The sequence below is a fragment of the Corynebacterium sp. genome, from assembly GCF_022712195.1.
GTDB lineage: Bacteria > Actinomycetota > Actinomycetes > Mycobacteriales > Mycobacteriaceae > Corynebacterium.
Genome location: NZ_JALAGY010000037.1, coordinates 25012 through 43664 on the forward strand (window position 1 = coordinate 25012; position 18653 = coordinate 43664).

Genomic DNA, 18653 nt, shown 5'->3' on the forward strand with positions numbered 1-18653 from the left:
GGAATAATTGGAGAAACCTGGCAGGAATGTGGGTGTAGTTCGCCATTCGGCTGGTAATCAGGCCGAGGACATGGAAACCTTGCAGTGTCGCCGTCTCTTTACCGGAGACGGCCCTAACTGATTGTTGACCAAGCGACCACGACAACCCCACAAGGAGGCCCACGGTGAGTGAACAGACTTGGTTCATTATCGCCATGGTGATCTATCTGGCTGTGATGCTCGGCATCGGCATCTGGAGTTTCACCAAGACCGACAAGTACGAGGACTACATGGTCGGAGGCCGCGGTCTCCACCCGTTCGTCGCCGCCCTCTCCGCCGGCGCGTCCGACATGTCCGGCTGGCTGCTCATGGGTCTGCCCGGTGCACTGTTCATGTCCGGATTCTCGGAGATCTGGATGGCGGTTGGCCTGCTGGTCGGCTGCTGGCTGAACTGGAAACTGGTGGCACCGCGCCTGCGCAGCTACACGGAGGTCTCGAACAACTCCATCACGGTCCCCTCGTTCTTCGAGAACCGCCTGCGCGACCACAGCCACACGCTGCGCGTCGTCGCCGGCATCATCATCCTGGTGTTCTTCACCTTCTACGTCTCCTCCGGCATGGTCGCCGGCGGCCGCTACTTCGAGTCCAGCTTCAACGGTGACTACGTCACCGGCCTGCTGATCATCGGTGCGGTCACGGTGGTCTACACCTTCGTCGGCGGTTTCCTCGCCGTGTCCTACACCGACGTCGTGCAGGGCTCCATGATGTTCCTGGCCCTGATCCTGGTGCCCGTCTTCGCGATCACCTCACTGGACAACCCGGGCGACATCTTCACCTTCCAGCTGGACAACGACTACGGCTCGATGGCCGACAACGCGGCGAACGCCGTCGGCGCGAACTCGAACTTCTACAACCTGTTCCAGTTCAACGACACCACCGCCCTGGCGGCGTTTGTCATCATCATCTCCAACCTCGCCTGGGGCCTCGGCTACTTCGGCCAGCCGCACATCATCGTGCGCTTCATGGCCATGCGTAAGCCGGCCGACGCCGTCGCCGGCCGTCGCTACGGCGTCACCTGGATGTTCCTGTGCCTGATCGGCGCAGTCTTCATCGCCATCAGTGCCCCGGCGTTCTTCGCCGAGACCCCCGAAGCGACCTTCTCTGACGTCACCAACTACGAGACCAACTTCCTCGACATGTCGAAGGTGCTCTTCCACCCGCTGGTCGCGGGCCTGATCCTCACCGCCGTGCTGGCGGCGATCATGTCCACCGTCTCCTCCCAGCTCCTCGTGGTCGCCTCCGCACTGGTCGAGGACATCTACGCGGGCATGATCAACCGGAACGCCTCGGACACGCTGCTGAAGAACCTGTCGCGCGTCATGGTCATCCTCGTCGCCGTCATCGCCGCACTCATCGCCCTGGATCCGGACTCCGCGATCCTCGGCCTCGTCGAGTTCGCCTGGGCCGGCTTCGGCGCCGCCTTCGGCCCGGTCGTCCTGGCCGCCCTGTACTGGAAGCGGCTCAACGCACAGGGAGCTGCGGCCGGCATGATCGGTGGCGCTCTCGTCGCCTTCATCTGGGGCGGGCTGCCCCAGTTCGGTGTCATCGACAAGCCCTTCGGCCTCTACGAGATGATCCCGGGTGTCGCGGTCAACGTGCTCCTGATGGTCATCGTCACGCTCGCCACCAAGGCTCCGTCCAAGGAGATCACGGACGAGTTCGACGAAGCCGTCCGCTTCGCCCAGCTCACCGTCGATGACGGAGACGTCGATCTCGACGCCGCCCGTGCCAAGGTCGAGGCCGAGGCCGACCAGGGCAAGATCTGACCCCGGTCACCCGGAACTGAACTTCTGACCGGGAGGGGAACCTCCGCACCGGCCGGGAGAGTCTCTCTCATCATGAGACTCTCCCGGCCGGTGTCATTGTCGGTGGCGCCCTCCTCCGCCGCCCCGTCCACGGCCCTACCGCTCCTGTCGCCCACCACCGTGGCGCTGGCACTGTACGTCCTCTCCCTGCTCCTCCTTCCCCCGGGAGGCGGCCCGGACACTCCGGGGGCCACAGACCGTGACACGGTGTCGACGTCCCTGGAGCGGCTCTCCACGGTCCCCCGACGCACCCACGTCCTCGGCTACTCCCGCGACCACTTCGGCGGGTGGGCGGACCAGTGGTGGGCGGAGGGGACGGGCACCGTGAGCACAGAGAGCGGATCCGGGCCCGCCGGTACCCGGTGCAGTACCCGGCACATCGTCATGCTGCAGACCTTCGAGAGCCGCTCCCCCGGCGACGACGGTTCCTGCCCCTCTCCCCGGGGCCGGATCACCGACGTCTACACCGGTGACATGATCGCCCCGTCCGACGTGGAGATCGACCACGTCGTCCCGCTGTCGGCCGCGTGGGACCACGGCGCGTGGGACTGGCCCCGGGAGTCGCGGGTGCGTTTCGCCAACGACGACGAACTGAACCTCCTCGCCGTGGCGGGGACGGTCAACCGGGACAAGAGTGACGGGAGTCTGGCCGAGTGGCTCCCTCCCACGGCAAAAGCCGGCTCCCTGTCGGAAGCCGGCTGTGCCTATGCCGCACGGTATCTCGCGGTGTGTCTGCGCTACGGGCTCAGCGTCAGCGACGCCGACGCCACGACGGCGCGGCAGGTGTGCGGACTGTGACCGCCCAGCCGCACCGGGGCTCAGTCCCGGCGGGCACCGCGGTTGCCCCGGAAGCTGCCGCGACCACCACGGTCGCCACGGTCCCGGTCACTGCGGTCACGGTCGAAGCGACCGCCACGGTCACCCCGGTCGTTGCGGCCACGGCCGCCACGGTCGTTCCGGTCGCCCCGGTCACCACGGTCGTTACGCGGACGTCCGCCACCACGGTGACCGCCACGGTCACCGTCCTGACGGGTCCGTGCCGGGCGACCCGCCGGTGCCCCGGGATCGGGCTCGATGTTGATCAGCTTGCCGGAGATGCGGGTCTGGTCCAGGGACTCGAAGACCTCCTTCGGCAGGTCCGACGGCAGCTCCACCAGGGAGTGCTCGGAGAAGATGCTGATCCTACCGAAGTCGCGGGAGTTCATGTTCCCCTCGTTGGCCAAGGCGCCGACGATGGCACCCGGACGCACCCGCTGACGGTGGCCCACACCGATGCGGTACACCGACAGGGACTTCCCGTTGCGGTCGGTGACCGTGGGTGCCTGCCTGTTGAAGCGCTCCTTGAAGGGACGGTGCACACCGGACTGGCCGTCAGGGCCGTCCCGGCGGTCACCACGGTCGTTGCGGTCTCGCCGCTCCCGCCGCGGGGGCTCCTGGATCTCCTCCATGTAGAAGGGTTCCTTGCCCTGGAGCTTCGCCGCGAGTGCCGCGGCGATCTCCGTGGGGTCGACACCGTTCTCCTCGGCGTAGGTGGAGATCAGCTCGCGGAAGGTGTCGACCTGCCTGCCCTTGCGGGCCTCGGTGATCGAGGCGTGGAACTTGGCCTTGCGGGCCTCGTTGACCTTGTCGACACCGGGCAGCTCGATCTCGTTGAGCTTCGACTTCGTCGCACGCTCGATGTTCTTGAGCAGACGTCCCTCGCGCGGGGTGACGAAGAGGATCGCCCGTCCGTGGCGTCCGGCACGACCGGTACGGCCGATACGGTGGACGTAGGACTCCGTGTCACGCGGGATGTCGTAGTTGAACACGTGGGTGATGCGTTCCACGTCGAGACCGCGGGCGGCGACGTCGGTGGCGACCAGGATGTCCAGCCGACCGTCCTTGAGCTGGTCCACGGTACGCTCACGCTGGTTCTGCGGGATGTCGCCGTTGATCGCGGCCGCGTCGAACCCACGCTCGCGCAGCTTCTCGGCGATCTCCTCGGTGTCGTTCTTGGTACGGACGAAGAGGATCATCGCCTCGAAGTCGGTGACCTCGAGGATGCGGGTCAGCGCGTTGAGCTTGTTGCGGTAGGTGACGTACAGGTAGTCCTGCTCGATGTTCTCCGCGGTACGCTGCGTGGACTTCACCGTGATCTCGGCGGCGTCGTTGAGGTACTGCTTCGACAGACGTCGGATCGCCGACGGCATGGTGGCCGAGAACAGCGCGACCTGACGGTTGTCAGGGGTGTCGGACAGGATGCGCTCGACATCGTCCTGGAAGCCCATGTTGAGCATCTCGTCAGCCTCGTCGAGGACGAGGAAACGCAGGCCGGACAGGTCCAGGCTGCCCTTCTCCAGGTGGTCGATCACACGGCCGGGGGTACCGACCACGACGTGGGCGCCACGACGCAGGCCGGACAGCTGTGCGCCGTAGGGGGCACCGCCGTAGATCGGCAGCACGCTGATGCCGCCGAGCTTGTTGGCGAAGGACTCGAAGGAGTCAGCGACCTGCAGTGCCAGCTCTCGCGTGGGGGCGAGAACCAGGACCTGCGGAGTGCGCTGGTCAGGATCGAGGCGCGACAGTGCGGGCAGCGCGAAGGCGGCCGTCTTGCCGGTACCGGTCTGCGCCAGACCGACGACGTCCCGTCCCTCCATGAGGGTGGGGATGGTGGAGGCCTGGATCGGCGACGGCGTAGTGAACCCGACGCTCGCGACGGCCTCGAGGATCTTCGGCGGCAGGCCGAGGGAGTCGAAGCCGTCGGTGTCGGCCTTCTCCTCGGACTCCACGGACGCGGTGTCCTCGTCGGTCTTCTTGTTCTCTGTGTGGATGTTCTTCTCGGTGACGTCCCCGTCCACAGTGCTCTCGGGAATCTCTGCGCCCACTACGTCACCGAGGTCCAGCGACCCCGTGACCGGGGAGGCGGCATCCTCGTGCAGATTCTCCTGAGGTACTGACGACTGGGATGTTTCCGGCATTTTCTCGTCGCCGGTCACGTTCTCAGTTTCAGACATTGACTTCACCGTACGTTGCCGGGGCTCTAAAAGCCATTCGACGGCCCTACGCTGTGATATAGGACTCTTCGATGGTTAGTATGTGAGTCCGTGACTGACACAAGCACCCCCGCACGGCAGCCGAGACAGCTCCGCCGCACCCTGACCCACCGGCACATCCACTTCATCGCGCTGGGGTCCGCCATCGGCACGGGCCTGTTCTACGGGTCGTCCGGTGCCATCGGAGCGGCCGGCCCCGGTGTCGTCTTCGTGTACCTTCTCGGCGGCGCCGTTGTCTACTTCATGCTCCGCGCACTCGGCGAGATGGCCGTCGCCGACCCCGCCCCCGGCTCCTTCGCCGAGTTCTGCCGCCGCTACCTCGGCGGCTGGGCCGGTTACATCACCGGGTGGATGTACGCCTTCGAGATGATCATCGTCTGCCTCGCGGACCTCACCGCCATCACGGTGTACATGACGTTCTGGTTCCCGGACACGCCCGGCTGGGTGTGGGTGGCCGTGGCACTCCTGATCGTCGGCGCCGCGAACCTGGCCAGTGCCCGCTGGTACGGCGAGCTGGAGTTCTGGTTCACCTCGATCAAGGTCACCGCGGTGGTCGCCATGATCCTGGGTGGTGCGGCGATCCTGGTGTTCAACGTGGACACCGGCGGCTCCGCCGGGTTCGGCAACCTCTGGAACGACGGCGGCCTGTTCCCCAACGGTGTCGCCGGGGTCTTCAGCGCACTCATCCTCGTACTCTTCGCCTTCGGCGGGACGGAGATCATCGGCGTGACCGCCGGGGAGGCCGCCGACCACGAGAAGACCATCCCCAGGGCCGTCAACACGGTGCCGATGCGCATCCTCCTGTTCTACGTCCTGGCGATCCTGGTGATCGTCGCGGTGATCCCGTGGCGCGAGATCACCGGTGACGAGTCCCCCTTCGTCCAGATCTTCAGTGACCTCGGCATCGGGTGGGCCGCAGCGGCACTGAACATCGTCGTAGTCTCCGCCGCCCTCTCCGCGATCAACTCGGACCTCTACGGCGCCGGCCGTGTGGTCTTCGGTATGGCGCACCAGGGACTGTCACCGCGGATGTTCGCCCGCCTCAACCACCGGGGCGTCCCGGTGACGACGATCGGGGTGATGCTGCTGGTGCTTCTGGTCGGCGTCGGCCTGCAGCTGGCCAGCGACACCGCCGCCGACATGTTCCAGAACATCGCGGCGCTGGCGACCTTCGCCACCGTCTTCGTGTGGCTGATGATCCTGCTGGCCCACCTGGGCAGCCGCCGCCGGACACCCGACGGGGGTGCCGTCCAGGACGGCCCGCGCGCCTTCCCCGTCCCCCTGTGGCCCGTCGGCCAGTACTTCGCCGTCGCCGTCATCCTCGTCACCTTCGGCACCATGGTCTGGATGGACCAGTACCACTCCGCCCTCTGGGCCGGGGTGATCTTCCTGGTGGTGATGTCCGCGCTCTACCCGTTGGCACGCCGACGCGCCGCCGCCATCCGTGCGACTACCTCACACCGGGGGGACGAAACGGCGGCCGAGTAGGTGTCCGACGGCCCGTTAACCTACCTTTGTAGTGTCCTTTTTACCCCCTTACCGGGGATGCACACCCCGTTACAGCCCATCACCCCAAGGAGCTTCCCTGCCCATGAGTGCACCGGCCCACGATTCACAGAGTGACTGGAACTCCCGCATTCTGCTCGCCGAACAGATCCTCCCCCTGCTGTCGCGTCTGCACCGCGAGCACAATGTCGTGACCTCCGTCTTCGGTCGCCTGCTCATCAACGTCACCAGTGTGGACGTGATCAAGTCGCACCGCTACGCCCGCCTGGTCACCGACCGGGAGCTCCCGCTGAGCTCGACCCTGCCGATCCTGCAGGAACTGGTGGACATGAACCTGGGCACCGCCTCGATCGACCTGGGGCGCCTGGCGACCGGGTACGAGGCAGAACGTGAGTCCGCCGGCGGATCCGCGGTAAGTCTCCGCAGCTACCTCGAGCGCGAGCTCGCCGAGGTCGTCGGTGCACACACCGAGCAGAGGCCCACCGACGTGGTGCTCTACGGCTTCGGGCGCATCGGCCGCCTGCTGGCACGCATCCTCATCGCCCGCGAGGCCGCCTACGGAGGTGTGCGACTGCGGGCGATCGTGGTGCGGCGCAACGGCGACGAGGACCTGGAGAAGCGGGCCAGCCTGCTGCGCCGGGACTCCGTCCACGGGGCCTTCGACGGGACGATCACCGTCGACGGCGAAAACGAGGTCATCTGGGCCAACGGGACCCCGATCCAGGTGATCTACTCCAACGACCCCGCCCAGGTCGACTACACCGCCTACGGGATCAACGACGCCGTGCTCGTCGACAACACCGGACGCTGGCGCGACCGCGAGGGGCTGTCCCGGCACCTCGCCGCGACAGGCATCCGCAAGGTGCTGCTCACCGCCCCGGGCAAGGGCGACGTCCGCAACCTGGTGTACGGGATCAACCACGGCGACATCACCGACGACGCGTCCGACGACATCCTCTCGGCCGCGTCCTGCACCACCAACGCGATCACCCCGGTCCTCAAGGTCCTCCACGACCGCTACGGCATCAACCACGGTCACGTCGAGACGGTCCACTCCTTCACCAACGACCAGAACCTCATCGACAACTTCCACAAGGGTGACCGGCGTGGCCGCGCCGCGGGCCTGAACATGGTCCTCACGGAGACCGGCGCCGCCAAGGCCGTCGCCAAGGCACTCCCCGAACTCGAGGGCAGGCTCACCGGCAACGCCATCCGCGTCCCCACGCCGGACGTCTCCATGGCGGTCCTCAACCTCACCCTGGACTCGCCGACCAGCCGCGACGAGGTCAACGACTACCTCCACAAGGTCGCCCTGCACTCGAACCTGCGCCAGCAGATCGACTACATCAAGTCACCCGAGGTGGTCTCGACCGACTTCGTCGGGTCGACGCATGCGGGCATCGTCGACGGTCTCGCCACCATCGCCGACGGCAACAACCTTGTCGTGTACGTCTGGTACGACAACGAGTACGGCTACTCCAACCAGGTGATCCGTATCGTCGAGGAGATCGCCGGAGCCCGGCCGCGGGTCTTCCCGCGCCGCGTGGCCCCTGCGGAACTGTTCTAACACCGGACACCTCCATCGAACGGGTGTTCGATGGAGGTGTCCGGTCCCGTCCCGGTGTCCGTCGCTCCCCGTAGCGTGCTGAGCCATGGACAACCACACCACACCCACCGCACCCACCGGGCCCACAGTGTCCCTGCGCTCCCTGATGCGCCGGCCGCTCAGCGCCCTGAGGCCGTCCCCCTCCGTCGTCCGTGCCGCCGACCGCTGTGCGGGGGTCCTGCGCCATCCCCGGAGCAGGATCCAGGTGACCCCGGGATGGCGGGCACCGTCCCTCCAGGTGCCCCTGCCTTCCGGTCCTGTCGAGGTATTCCTGTCACACCACCGCGTATCGCCGGCGATGTGGCGCAGACTCACCGGCGCCGGCGCCGACGAAGACCCACCTGCCGCCGAGCTTCATCTCGTCACCACCACCGCACTCGCGCCGTCCCACGCCTCCGGCGGCGGGGTGAGGAACATGACGGCAGACGTCCACTCCCTGTTCCGGAGGATCCTCCTCGCCCAGGACAGCTCCCCTTCTTCCCGCCACGACGGTGCCGACGGTGCCGGCGCAGCCCTGGGCGACGGCGTCCCCTGGTATTCACCGGCAGCCTGCGGCAGGCCCACACCGGACGGTGAACGCCTGGAATGGACCTGGCACGCACTGACCGTCGGCCGCCCCGGACGCCCCGCCACCCACGACCGGGCGGAGGGCACCGCAGCCTGACAGCGCAGGTCAGGTCATCTACCCCTGGAACTACCCGGAGACATCCTCCGGGAACCCGTCGTCCTCCGTGTCCGCCGCACCGTCCACGTCGTCCTCCCACAGTGTCTCGAGCGGGACAAGGAGCGACTCCCAGTGGGCCGCCTGCTCCTGCGCCAACGCCAGTACGTCGAAGAGCCGGTCGAAGTCGGTGTACTCCCCGAGGTCGAGGACCTCCTCCGACATGTCGGCCACATTGGCGACCAGGCCGCGGAACATCGCCTGCCGTTCCATCTCCGAGTACTCCTCGGCGAGGGACTCGTCGTCCCACACCTCCGAGATCGCCTGGTCCATCAGCTCCTCGAACCCCTCCCCGAGGGAGATGAACTCGACATGGGCGGTCGGCTCCACGGACTCGCCGTCGAGGGTGACCACCAGCTCCGAACTCTCCCCGATCTCGGCGGAGACCCGGAGAGCGTCGCTGGCGTCCTGCTCGAACTGCAGGTCCACGATCCTCGCGTCGGTACCGTCGATCAGGTCCCGGATCACCCCGACCACCAGGTCGGTGGCCACGTGGCGCGCGACTGTCGCGACGGCGTCCTCGACCGAGAACACCACCCCGACGAGAGCCGCCTCGAAGTCCTCGTCGTCCTCCGCCACATCGGCCATCGCGAGGAAGACATTCGCGGCGGACATGCCGGCGGGCACGCCGTCCTCGATCTCCACGAACTGGATTTCCAGGTCAGTGGAGACCGGGACGAAAAGGGTACCGTCGTTGACCCTGGACTCGATCCCCTCCGAATCCAGGGACTCTGCAACATCCTCATAGAACCCCATGGCGGGTGCCTCCTAGGTACCTAGTCCATACGTTGTGCAGCACGCGCAGGTTTCACGCGGCACGCCTGCCGGAACTCCACCATGCTAGCCCAGTTCCGGCGTCTCGGCGGAGCCGCTGAAGACTCATTTTGCCGACCGAACAGGACCCCGGTCACACTGCAGCGCGAAAGTTACTGAAAACATACCCTCATCTGCCGGTTTCGGCCGCAACCCCGACGAGTTCACCGACCGCGGTGTTGTAGTAGGGTGGAGCGTCGAGATTGACCACATCATGAAATGAGGCGAGGACCTGCTGTGAACAGCACCAATTTCGGCCAAAATGAATGGCTGGTCGACCAGATGTACCAGCAGTTCAAGGAAGACCCCCAGTCCGTCGATCCGGAGTGGCGGGAACTCTTCAACAAGCGGCCGGACACGGTTGACCACACCCCGGGGACATCATCCCCGAGCTCCACGACCTCCGGGAACGGCGGTAACGCCGCCGCAGACAAGGCCGCGACGGCGCCGTCCGCCGCCAAGGTGAACAAGGGCACCGGCGACGCCGGCGGGAAGAAGACCACGACGGCACCGAAGGCTGCACCGGTCGCCCCGAAGAAGTCGCTTTCTGCATCGGTCAACCCGATTCCGGAACGCGTCGCTCCGCCGGCACCGAAGGGACCTGCCGAGGCACCCACCCCCGGTGAGCACCCGCTCAAGGGGGCGCAGAAGTCCATCGCGAAGAACATGGACATCTCGCTGGAGATCCCCACCGCCACCACCGTGCGGGACATGCCGGCCAAGCTGATGTTCGAGAACCGGGCGATGGTCAACGACCACCTGCTCTCGCGCGGTAAGGGCAAGATCAGCTTCACCCACATCATCGGCTGGGCCATGGTCAAGGCCGTCCAGGCCCACCCCTCGATGAACAACAGCTACAAGGTCGTCGACGGCAAGCCCGTCCTCGTGACCCCCGAGCACATCAATCTCGGTCTGGCCATCGACATGGTCAGCAAGAACGGTGCCCGTAACCTCGTCGTCGCCGCCATCCGTGAGTGTGAGACCCTCAGCTTCGACGAGTTCGTCGACGCCTACGAGGACATCGTCAAGCGTGCCCGCGTCGGCAAGCTGACGATGGACGACTTCAGCGGTGTGACCATCCAGCTGACCAACCCCGGCGGCATCGGCACCCGTCACTCCGTGCCCCGCCTCACCCGCGGCCAGGGCACCATCGTCGGTGTCGGTGCCATGGACTACCCGGCGGAGTTCGCCGGTGCCTCCGAGGACCGTCTCGCTGAGATGGGTGTCGGCAAGCTCGTCACCATGACCTCGACCTACGACCACCGCATCATCCAGGGTGCGGAGTCCGGCGAGTTCCTCCGCGACATCAGCCGCCTGCTGATCAACGACGAGTTCTGGGACGACCTGTTCGCCGCGATGTCGGTGCCCTACGCCCCGGTGCGCTGGAGCCAGGACCTGCCGAACATCGGGGTGGACAAGTCCACCCGCGTGATGCAGCTCATCGAGGCCTACCGCAGCCGCGGTCACCTCATCGCCGACATCGACCCGCTGCAGTGGACCCAGCCCGGCCTGCCGGTCCCCGACCACTCCGACCTGGAAATCGAGACCCACGGCCTGACCCTGTGGGACTACGACCGCAGCTTCAACGTCGGTGGCTTCGCCGGCCGCGAGAAGATGACGCTGCGCGAGGTCCTCGCGACCCTGCGCCGTGCCTACACCCTCAAGGTCGGTTCCGAGTACACCCACATCCTCGACCACGACGAACGTCAGTGGCTCGAGGAGCAGATCGAGGCCGGTCAGCCGAAGCTGTCGAACCCCGAGCAGAAGTACCTGCTGCAGACCCTGAACTCCGCCGAGGCGTTCGAGAACTTCCTGCAGACCAAGTACATCGGTCAGAAGCGCTTCTCGCTGGAGGGCGCCGAGTCGCTCATCCCGCTGCTGGACGCCGCCGTGGACTCCGCCGCCGAGCAGGGTCTCGAGGAGGTCGTCATCGGCATGCCCCACCGCGGGCGCCTGAACGTGCTGGCCAACATCGTCGGTAAGCCCTACTCGAAGGTCTTCACCGAGTTCGAGGGCAACATCGAGCCCACCGTCGCCGGCGGTTCCGGTGACGTGAAGTACCACCTGGGCCAGACGGGCCAGTACACCCAGATGTTCGGCGACAACGACATCAACATCACCCTGACGGCCAACCCGTCGCACCTCGAGGCCGTCAACCCGGTCATGGAGGGTATCTCCCGGGCGCACCAGGACATCTCCCCCAACGCCGACGAGTACCCGATCATGCCGATCCTGATGCACGGCGACGCGGCGTTCACCGGTCTGGGCGTGGTCCAGGAGACCATCAACCTCGCGAAGCTCGACGGCTACACCGTGGGCGGCACCGTCCACGTCGTGGTCAACAACCAGATCGGTTTCACCACCACCCCGGACGCCGGCCGTTCCACCCACTACGTCACCGACCTCGCCAAGGGCTTCGACGCCCCGATCTTCCACGTCAACGGCGACGACCCGGAAGCTGTCGTGTGGGTGGCCCGTCTCGCCGTCGAGTACCGCCGCCGTTTCGGCAAGGACGTCTTCATCGACCTCGTCTGCTACCGCCGTCGCGGACACAACGAGTCCGACGACCCGTCGATGACCCAGCCGGAGATGTACGACCGCATCCAGGACCGCGCCACCGTGCGTGCCCTCTACCACGACACCCTCGTGGGCCGTGGTGAGCTGTCCGAGGAGGACGCCCAGCGTGCCGCGGACGACTTCCAGGGTCAGCTGGAGACCGTGTTCAACCAGGTCCGTCAGGCCGAGAAGGACGCCACCCCCGCAGAGCAGACCGGTATCGCCGGTTCCCAGGCGCTGACCCGGGGCCTGGACACCTCCATCTCCCGTGAGGTCCTCGAGGCCGTCGGCGACGCCTTCGCGGACGTCCCGGAGGGCTTCAACGTGCACCAGCGCGTCAAGCCGGTGGTCAAGCGTCGTCAGGAGATGACCCGTAAGGGCGGCATCGACTGGGCCTTCGGCGAGCTCCTGGCCTTCTCCACGCTCGCCCAGGACGGCCGGCTCGTACGACTCGCCGGTGAGGATTCCCTGCGCGGTACCTTCACCCAGCGCCACGCCGTGCTCTTCGACTCCGAGACCACCGAGCCCTACAGCCCGCTGGAGAAGCTCGCCGAGGAGTCCGGCAACGGCGGCTCCTTCCGCGCCTACAACTCCCCGCTGACCGAGTTCGCCGGTCTCGGCTTCGAGTACGGCTACTCCGTGGGCAACATCGACGCCGTGGTGGCCTGGGAGGCGCAGTTCGGTGACTTCGCCAACGGCGCCCAGACCATCATCGACCAGTACGTCGCCTCCGGCGAGGCCAAGTGGGGTCAGCTCTCGAGCGTGATCCTGCTGCTGCCCCACGGTTACGAGGGCCAGGGCCCGGACCACTCCAGCGCCCGCATCGAGCGGTTCCTGCAGATGGCCGCCGAAGGGTCGATGACCATCGCCCAGCCGTCCACCCCTGCGAACCACTTCCACCTGCTGCGTCGCCACGCCATGGGCACGATGCGTCGTCCGCTGGTGGTCTTCACCCCGAAGTCGATGCTGCGCAACAAGGCCGCGACGTCCTCGGTCGAGGACTTCACCGAGGTCACGAGCTTCCGCTCCGTGCTCGACGATCCGCGGCTGCGGGACACCGAGGGTAAGCACGAGGACATCACGACGGTCCTTCTCTGCTCGGGCAAGATCTACTACGACCTCGAGAAGAAGCGCCAGGAGGACGGCCGCGACGACGTCGCCATCGCCCGCGTGGAGATGCTGCACCCGCTGCCGCACAACCGCATCCGGGAGGTCCTCGACCGCTACCCGAACGCGGAGTTCCGCTGGGTGCAGGACGAGCCCGCCAACCAGGGTCCCTGGCCGTTCATCGCCCTGAACCTGCCGGAGCGCATCGAGGGACTGAAGCTCAAGCGGGTGTCCCGCCGGGCCCAGTCCTCCACGGCGACCGGACTGGCGAAGGTCCACAAGCTCGAGCAGGAACAGCTGCTCAACGAGGCTTTCGCGAAGTAGTACCCGCGCAAGGAAGCCCCGGTGGGAAGTGACACGGTTCGTGTCCCTCCCCACCGGGGCTTCTGCTGTCCCCGCCTCCGGAAGTCGGGGAGCCGCACCTAGCCTGCGTTCTCCTCTGCCAGGTCGTCGCTGGAGACCCCGCCGGCCACGTTGTTCAACGCTCGGCGGTCCGAGCGTTCCAGTGCCGTCTTGCGGTACACCGCGACCGTGTTCTGCGGCAGCGAGTCGTCACCGCAGCCCACCGCCTCCCCCGGGTCACTCGCCTGCAGGTCGGTCGGCAGTGCCGAGAACATCGTGGTGTGGGTGATGTCCCGCCACTGGCCGGGGTCCGCGCCCTCGTCGAGTGCGTCCGCGTACAGGCCACGCAGTTCGTCGCCCTTCGCCGGGTCCAGGACGTCCAGCAGTTCGCCGACGCAGCCGAGGACCACGTTGACGTCCCCTGCACGGAGCTGTTCCAGCCGGTCGGCACTGTCGATGTCCCGGAACTCCACCGGTCGTCCCGTCGCGGCGAAGGCGTCCTCGTACTTGCCGGACAGCCGTTGCTGGACGGGGTCGTCGGTGAGTCCCAGGCGGATCGGGCCGGCGGTCTCCTCGTCCATCCGCAGCTGCGCCGGGCCGGTCACCCCCGCCGCCGTGCAGCCGGTCAGCCCGACCGCAGCGGCCGCGCAGAGCGCCGTGGCCGCCCTCCGGAATCCGCTCACACCCATCTCCCGTCCGTCCTGTCTCGTCCGTCACCGTGGCCTGTCCCCACCATCATGTCACCACCACGCCACGGCGTAGACAACCACCAGCGCGAGCCACGGCACCACACCCCACAGCCGCGCTCGGTCCGAGAGCAGGGCTCCGGCCGTCGCCACGACTCCACCCACCGCATGGGGAATCCACAACGGGCTGCCCAGCAACGCCAGAATCACCGCGACCCCGCACAGACCGCCGGCGATCAGTCGTGACATCGTTTCCTCCCGTGGGTGCACCAGTACCTCGCCATCCGCCTAAGGATACCCCCACCTCTCACCCGGGAAGAAGCGCCGGCGGTGCTGGACCGCAGGTTCACAGCGCGCCCACGGGATACTGTGCCGTAATCTCTAGTTCCATGAACACCACACGGGTTTTCGCCGGACGTCTGGCCGGCATGCTCCTGCTCGGCGCGGACGGCGAGTCGCTGGGGCGCGTCAGGGACGTCGTCCTGACGATCCGGTCGACACGTGCCGTCGCACTGGGGCTGGTCGCCGAGGTCGCCGGTAAACGCAGGATCTTCCTGCCCATGGGGCGGGTCACCTCCATCGACCCCAAGGAGGTCACGCTCAACACCAGTTCGGTGAACCTGCGGCCGTTCCGTTCCCGCGCCGGCGAGCTCACGGTGATGGAGGACCTCATCGGGGCGAAGGTGCACACCGACGACCCCGAGTTCAGCCACCTGGCTGGCCGCGCCGTGGAGATCTCCGATGTCGAGCTTGAACGTACCCGCAGCCGCGAGTGGGAGCTGAGCCGGGTCGCGGTGATCACCCGGGGCAGGCTCGGACGTCGCTCCACCCCCGCGGTGATCCCTTTCATGCACGTCCACGGCCTGTCGGCCTCCGGCGCAGGTCCCCGCGACATGGACGCCGAACTCATCGCCGAGTTCACCACCATGCGCAACGCCGACATCGCCCACGCACTGCGGGACATGTCCGCCGAGCGTCGGATCCGCATCGCATCGGAACTGGACGACGAACGTCTCGCCGACGTCATCGCCGAGCTGCCCGACGACGAGCAGACGGAGATCGTCGAGGAACTCAACATCGAACGCGCCGCCACGGTCCTGGAGGAGATGGACCCCGACGACGCCGCCGACCTCCTCGGCGAGCTCCCCGGCGACAAAGCCGACGTCCTGCTGGAGCTGATGGACCCCGAGGAGTCTGAACCGGTGCGTCGCCTGATGAGCTTCACCCCCGACACCGTCGGCGCCCTGATGACCTCGGAAGCCATCATCCTGACCCCACAGGCGACGGTGGCGGAGGCCCTGGCACACGCCCGCAACCCCGAGGTGCCGCTCTCCCTGAGCTCGCTGATCTTCGTGGTGCGCCCTCCCCAGGCCACCCCGACCGGGCGCTACCTGGGATGCGTGCACCTGCAGAAGCTGCTGCGCGAGCCTCCGTCGTCCCTCGTCGGCGGCATCCTGGACCTCGAACTGCCCGCGCTGCACCCCGAGGACACCGAGGAGACCGCCGCCCGGTACTTCGCCACCTACAATCTCGTCTCGGCGCCGGTGCTCGACGAGGACGGCCACCTTCTCGGCGTCGTCGGCGTCGACGACCTCCTCGACCACCTGCTGCCGGAGAACTGGCGCGACGAGGACTGGCGGAGCAACCGGACCACCGTGAACGGACCATCCACCCCGACCACCGGACGAGAGTGAGAGCACCATGCCCGACAACTTCTCCAGGACCGAACTGGACACTCCCTCCACCGGTCCCCGACGCCGGCTCATCGCCTACAACGACGACGCCGTCGGAGTGGGCGCGGAGAAGGTCGCCCGCTTCCTCGGCACCGGGCGCTACCTCATGTGGCAGTCGGTCATCGTGGTGGTCTGGATCTGCCTCAACGTGGGCGGGTTCTGGTGGAACTGGGACCCTTACCCCTTCATCCTGCTCAACCTGGCCTTCTCCACCCAGGCGGCCTACGCCGCCCCGTTGATCCTGCTGGCCCAGAACCGCCAGGACGACCGGGACAGGGTCTCACTCAACGAGGACCGCCGACGTGCCGAGGAGACCAAGGCCGACACCGAGTTCCTCGCCCGCGAACTCGCCGGCCTGCGTATCGCCGTCGGTGAGAACGTGACCCGCGACTACCTCCGCCGCGAACTCGACGACCTCGGCGACATGCTCCGTCGCATCGAGGACAAGCTGGAGGACCAGCGCAACGACGACCGCACCGACGGAGGGGTCCCTGACCGTCCCTGACCGCCCCTGACCGGCCCTTGCCGTGGCCCGCACATTGGCCCTGAACTGGGGTGGGCGTATCATCGGGGGCAATGTCTACTGTCACTGAATCAGCGGTTCGCAGTGCCCTGGCCACTGTCGAGGACCCGGAACTCAACAAGCCCATCACCGAACTGGGCATGGTCAAGTCGATCGACGTCGACGGCGACCACGTCGCGGTGGAGATCTACCTCACCATCGCCGGCTGCCCCATGAAGTCGACCCTGACGACCCGCACCCGTGAGGCCGCCGAAGGCGTGGAGGGCGTCGCGCGTGCCACGGTGACCACCGACGTGATGAGCGACGAACAACGCCGGGAACTGCGCACCAGACTGCGTGGCAGTGCCGCGGAGCCGGTCATCCCCTTCGCCCAGCCGGAGTCGACGACGCGTGTCTTCGCCGTGGCCTCCGGTAAGGGCGGCGTCGGCAAGTCCTCGGTGACGGTCAACCTCGCCACCGCACTGGCCAAACGCGGCCTGCAGGTCGGTGTGGTCGACGCGGACATCTACGGCCATTCGGTGCCGCACATGATGGGTTCGGACCACCGTCCCCACCAGGTGGACGACATGATCATCCCGCCGCAGGCCCACGGTGTGAAGATCATGTCCATCGGCCACTTCCTCGAGGGCAACTCACCGGTCGTGTGGCGTGGACCGATGCTGCACCGGGCGATCCAGCAGTTCCTCGCCGACGTGTTCTGGGGTGATCTGGACATCCTGCTGCTCGACCTTCCCCCGGGAACCGGCGATGTGGCGATCTCGGTCGCCCAGCTGGTCCCGAACGCCGAGCTTCTCATCGTGACCACCCCGCAGGCCGCGGCCGCGGAGGTCGCCGAACGTGCCGGCAGCATCTCCCAGCAGACCCGGCAGCGCATCGGCGGGGTCATCGAGAACATGAGCTGGATGGACATGCCGGACGGCACCCGCATGGAGATCTTCGGTGCCGGTGGCGGTCAGGTCGTGGCCGACCACCTCAGTGAGCTCACCGGTGCCGAGGTGCCCCTGATGGGGCAGATCCCACTGGACCCGAACCTGCGCATCGGCGGGGACCTCGGCAACCCGATCGCCATGTCTGAACCGGACTCCCCGGCCGGCAAGGCACTGGGGGAGATCGCGGAGAAGCTGGCCACCCGGCGTCAGTCGCTGGCAGGTCGCCCGCTGAATCTCGGCGTCGCCGGGCAGTAGACCGCCCCGGCCCCTCTCTACCGCCGCGCCCTACAGGGTGTCGTCGAGGTTGCCGGGGGAGCTCCAGTCCCGCGACTGGCCGACCTCGTCCTGCTGGGGAAGTTCGACCCGCTCCTCCCCCGTGGCATGGCCCTCCGCGCCGGCGGTGGCACCGTCCGATGTCGAGGGCACCTCGCTCGGCCGGGGCGGGTTCTTCGGCGCCGACCCGGAGATCTGTGCGGTGGTCCCACGGACAGCGCCGGTGACGTCCTTCGCCGTGGACTCCAGGTCGGTGAGGAAGCTGTCGTCGTCGTCCAGCAGGGTCTTCGTGATGAATCCGCGGGCGCCCATCTGACGCACGCTGTTGAGCTGCGACAGTGGCTTACGGAACTCCTCGAAGTCCTCGCCGAAGTCCTGGTCCAGTTCCTGGCGGGCGTTGGCGATGGCGTTCCGTGCCGCGAGGAGCAGTGCCTTGAGGTCGGTGATCAACCGGGGCAGCCGTTCAGGTCCGACGACGATAATGCCCACGACAATCAGGACGAGGACCTCGCCCCACCCGACGCTGGAGAACACCAGTCACGCCTTTCTCTCGACACTGCCGACGGGACTGATTCTAACCCTCACGGTCCGGGCGCGACGATTTCGCCTGTGGCTTCGCCACCTTCGTCCCCCTGGTGGTCCGTCGCTGCACCTTGCGCGCCACCGCGGCCATCCGTCCGGTGATGCTGTCGGGGCGACGGCACCCGTCGATCCCCACGGAGTCGTGCTGCGGGTCAGGGCTCTCCCCGGTAGCGCAGGCGTCTGGAATCTGGACCAGTCGGCTCAGCAGACGGCCGGAGGCGTGGACCTGGTCCATCGGGATACTGCCGCGCAGCAGTTCGGACGCCTGGCGCTGTTCCCGGACCTCGTCCCGGCACTCCTCGCAGTGCACCAGGTGGATCCTCGCCCGGTGCTCCGCCCCGCGGGTCAGTTCCCCGTCGACCAGTGCTGCGACGACCTCAGGAGTCAGATGTCCCACATC

General features: G+C 67.2%; 15 protein-coding genes. 9 read left to right on the top strand and 6 right to left on the bottom strand.

Annotation, left to right across the window (positions count from 1 at the left end; genetic code table 11):
• Positions 1 to 164: 164 nt before the first annotated feature.
• Both putP and Q0A34_RS04650 read left to right on the top strand, forming a co-directional pair.
• Positions 165 to 1805: a sodium/proline symporter PutP gene (gene putP / locus Q0A34_RS04645; RefSeq protein WP_291478842.1), complete on the top strand. Its 1641-nt coding sequence runs from the start codon at positions 165 to 167 to the stop codon at positions 1803 to 1805.
• 72 nt (positions 1806 to 1877) lie between these two features.
• Complete coding sequence (locus Q0A34_RS04650; RefSeq protein WP_291478843.1) at positions 1878 to 2642, top strand: HNH endonuclease family protein; 765 nt, start codon at positions 1878 to 1880, stop codon at positions 2640 to 2642.
• Positions 2643 to 2662: 20 nt separating this feature from the next.
• On the opposite strand, the gene Q0A34_RS04655 is transcribed toward Q0A34_RS04650, so the two are convergent.
• Positions 2663 to 4837, bottom strand: coding sequence for a DEAD/DEAH box helicase (locus Q0A34_RS04655; RefSeq protein WP_291478844.1), 2175 nt, complete (start codon positions 4835 to 4837; stop codon positions 2663 to 2665).
• Positions 4838 to 4927: 90 nt separating this feature from the next.
• Between Q0A34_RS04655 and Q0A34_RS04660 the strand changes: the two genes are divergently transcribed.
• From Q0A34_RS04660 to Q0A34_RS04670, 3 genes are all read left to right on the top strand, one after another.
• A complete protein-coding gene (locus tag Q0A34_RS04660) occupies positions 4928 to 6364 on the top strand; it encodes an amino acid permease (RefSeq protein WP_291478845.1) in 1437 nt (478 codons plus the stop codon).
• A gap of 103 nt (positions 6365 to 6467) precedes the next feature.
• On the top strand, positions 6468 to 7949 hold the full coding sequence (locus tag Q0A34_RS04665) for a glyceraldehyde-3-phosphate dehydrogenase (protein WP_291478846.1): 1482 nt from the start codon (positions 6468 to 6470) through the stop codon (positions 7947 to 7949).
• A gap of 85 nt (positions 7950 to 8034) precedes the next feature.
• A complete protein-coding gene (locus tag Q0A34_RS04670; protein ID WP_291478847.1) occupies positions 8035 to 8652 on the top strand; it encodes a hypothetical protein in 618 nt (205 codons plus the stop codon).
• A 30-nt stretch (positions 8653 to 8682) separates the two neighbouring features.
• On the opposite strand, the gene Q0A34_RS04675 is transcribed toward Q0A34_RS04670, so the two are convergent.
• The gene (locus tag Q0A34_RS04675; RefSeq protein WP_291478848.1) at positions 8683 to 9465 is read right to left on the bottom strand and encodes a hypothetical protein; all 783 of its coding nucleotides are present in this window, start codon (positions 9463 to 9465) and stop codon (positions 8683 to 8685) included.
• A gap of 294 nt (positions 9466 to 9759) precedes the next feature.
• Between Q0A34_RS04675 and Q0A34_RS04680 the strand changes: the two genes are divergently transcribed.
• Positions 9760 to 13509, top strand: a complete 3750-nt coding sequence (locus Q0A34_RS04680; RefSeq protein WP_291478849.1) for a multifunctional oxoglutarate decarboxylase/oxoglutarate dehydrogenase thiamine pyrophosphate-binding subunit/dihydrolipoyllysine-residue succinyltransferase subunit — start codon at positions 9760 to 9762, stop codon at positions 13507 to 13509.
• 98 nt (positions 13510 to 13607) lie between these two features.
• Here the strand turns inward: Q0A34_RS04680 and Q0A34_RS04685 are convergent, their stop codons facing one another.
• Together Q0A34_RS04685 and Q0A34_RS04690 are read right to left on the bottom strand one after the other, a co-directional pair.
• Positions 13608 to 14216 carry a hypothetical protein gene (locus tag Q0A34_RS04685; RefSeq protein ID WP_291478850.1) on the bottom strand — a complete coding sequence of 203 codons (609 nt, stop codon included), beginning with the start codon at positions 14214 to 14216 and terminating at the stop codon, positions 13608 to 13610.
• A gap of 51 nt (positions 14217 to 14267) precedes the next feature.
• Complete coding sequence (locus Q0A34_RS04690) at positions 14268 to 14462, bottom strand: hypothetical protein (RefSeq protein ID WP_291478851.1); 195 nt, start codon at positions 14460 to 14462, stop codon at positions 14268 to 14270.
• A 140-nt stretch (positions 14463 to 14602) separates the two neighbouring features.
• On the opposite strand from Q0A34_RS04690, the gene Q0A34_RS04695 reads away from it, so the two are divergent.
• The 3 genes from Q0A34_RS04695 to Q0A34_RS04705 all read left to right on the top strand — a co-directional run bounded on the left by Q0A34_RS04695 (position 14603) and on the right by Q0A34_RS04705 (position 17653).
• Positions 14603 to 15907 (top strand): CBS domain-containing protein, encoded by a 1305-nt coding sequence (locus tag Q0A34_RS04695; RefSeq protein ID WP_291478852.1) that lies wholly within the window; start codon positions 14603 to 14605, stop codon positions 15905 to 15907.
• A 7-nt stretch (positions 15908 to 15914) separates the two neighbouring features.
• On the top strand, positions 15915 to 16451 hold the full coding sequence (locus Q0A34_RS04700) for a DUF1003 domain-containing protein (RefSeq protein WP_291478853.1): 537 nt from the start codon (positions 15915 to 15917) through the stop codon (positions 16449 to 16451).
• 71 nt (positions 16452 to 16522) lie between these two features.
• Entirely contained in the window at positions 16523 to 17653 is a 1131-nt protein-coding gene (locus Q0A34_RS04705) for an Mrp/NBP35 family ATP-binding protein (RefSeq protein WP_291478854.1), read from the top strand.
• Positions 17654 to 17683: 30 nt separating this feature from the next.
• Here the strand turns inward: Q0A34_RS04705 and tatB are convergent, their stop codons facing one another.
• Both tatB and Q0A34_RS04715 read right to left on the bottom strand, forming a co-directional pair.
• Positions 17684 to 18205 (bottom strand): Sec-independent protein translocase protein TatB, encoded by a 522-nt coding sequence (gene tatB, locus Q0A34_RS04710; RefSeq protein ID WP_291478855.1) that lies wholly within the window; start codon positions 18203 to 18205, stop codon positions 17684 to 17686.
• A gap of 40 nt (positions 18206 to 18245) precedes the next feature.
• The gene (locus Q0A34_RS04715; protein ID WP_291478856.1) at positions 18246 to 18650 is read right to left on the bottom strand and encodes an anti-sigma factor; all 405 of its coding nucleotides are present in this window, start codon (positions 18648 to 18650) and stop codon (positions 18246 to 18248) included.
• Positions 18651 to 18653: the final 3 nt, after the last annotated feature.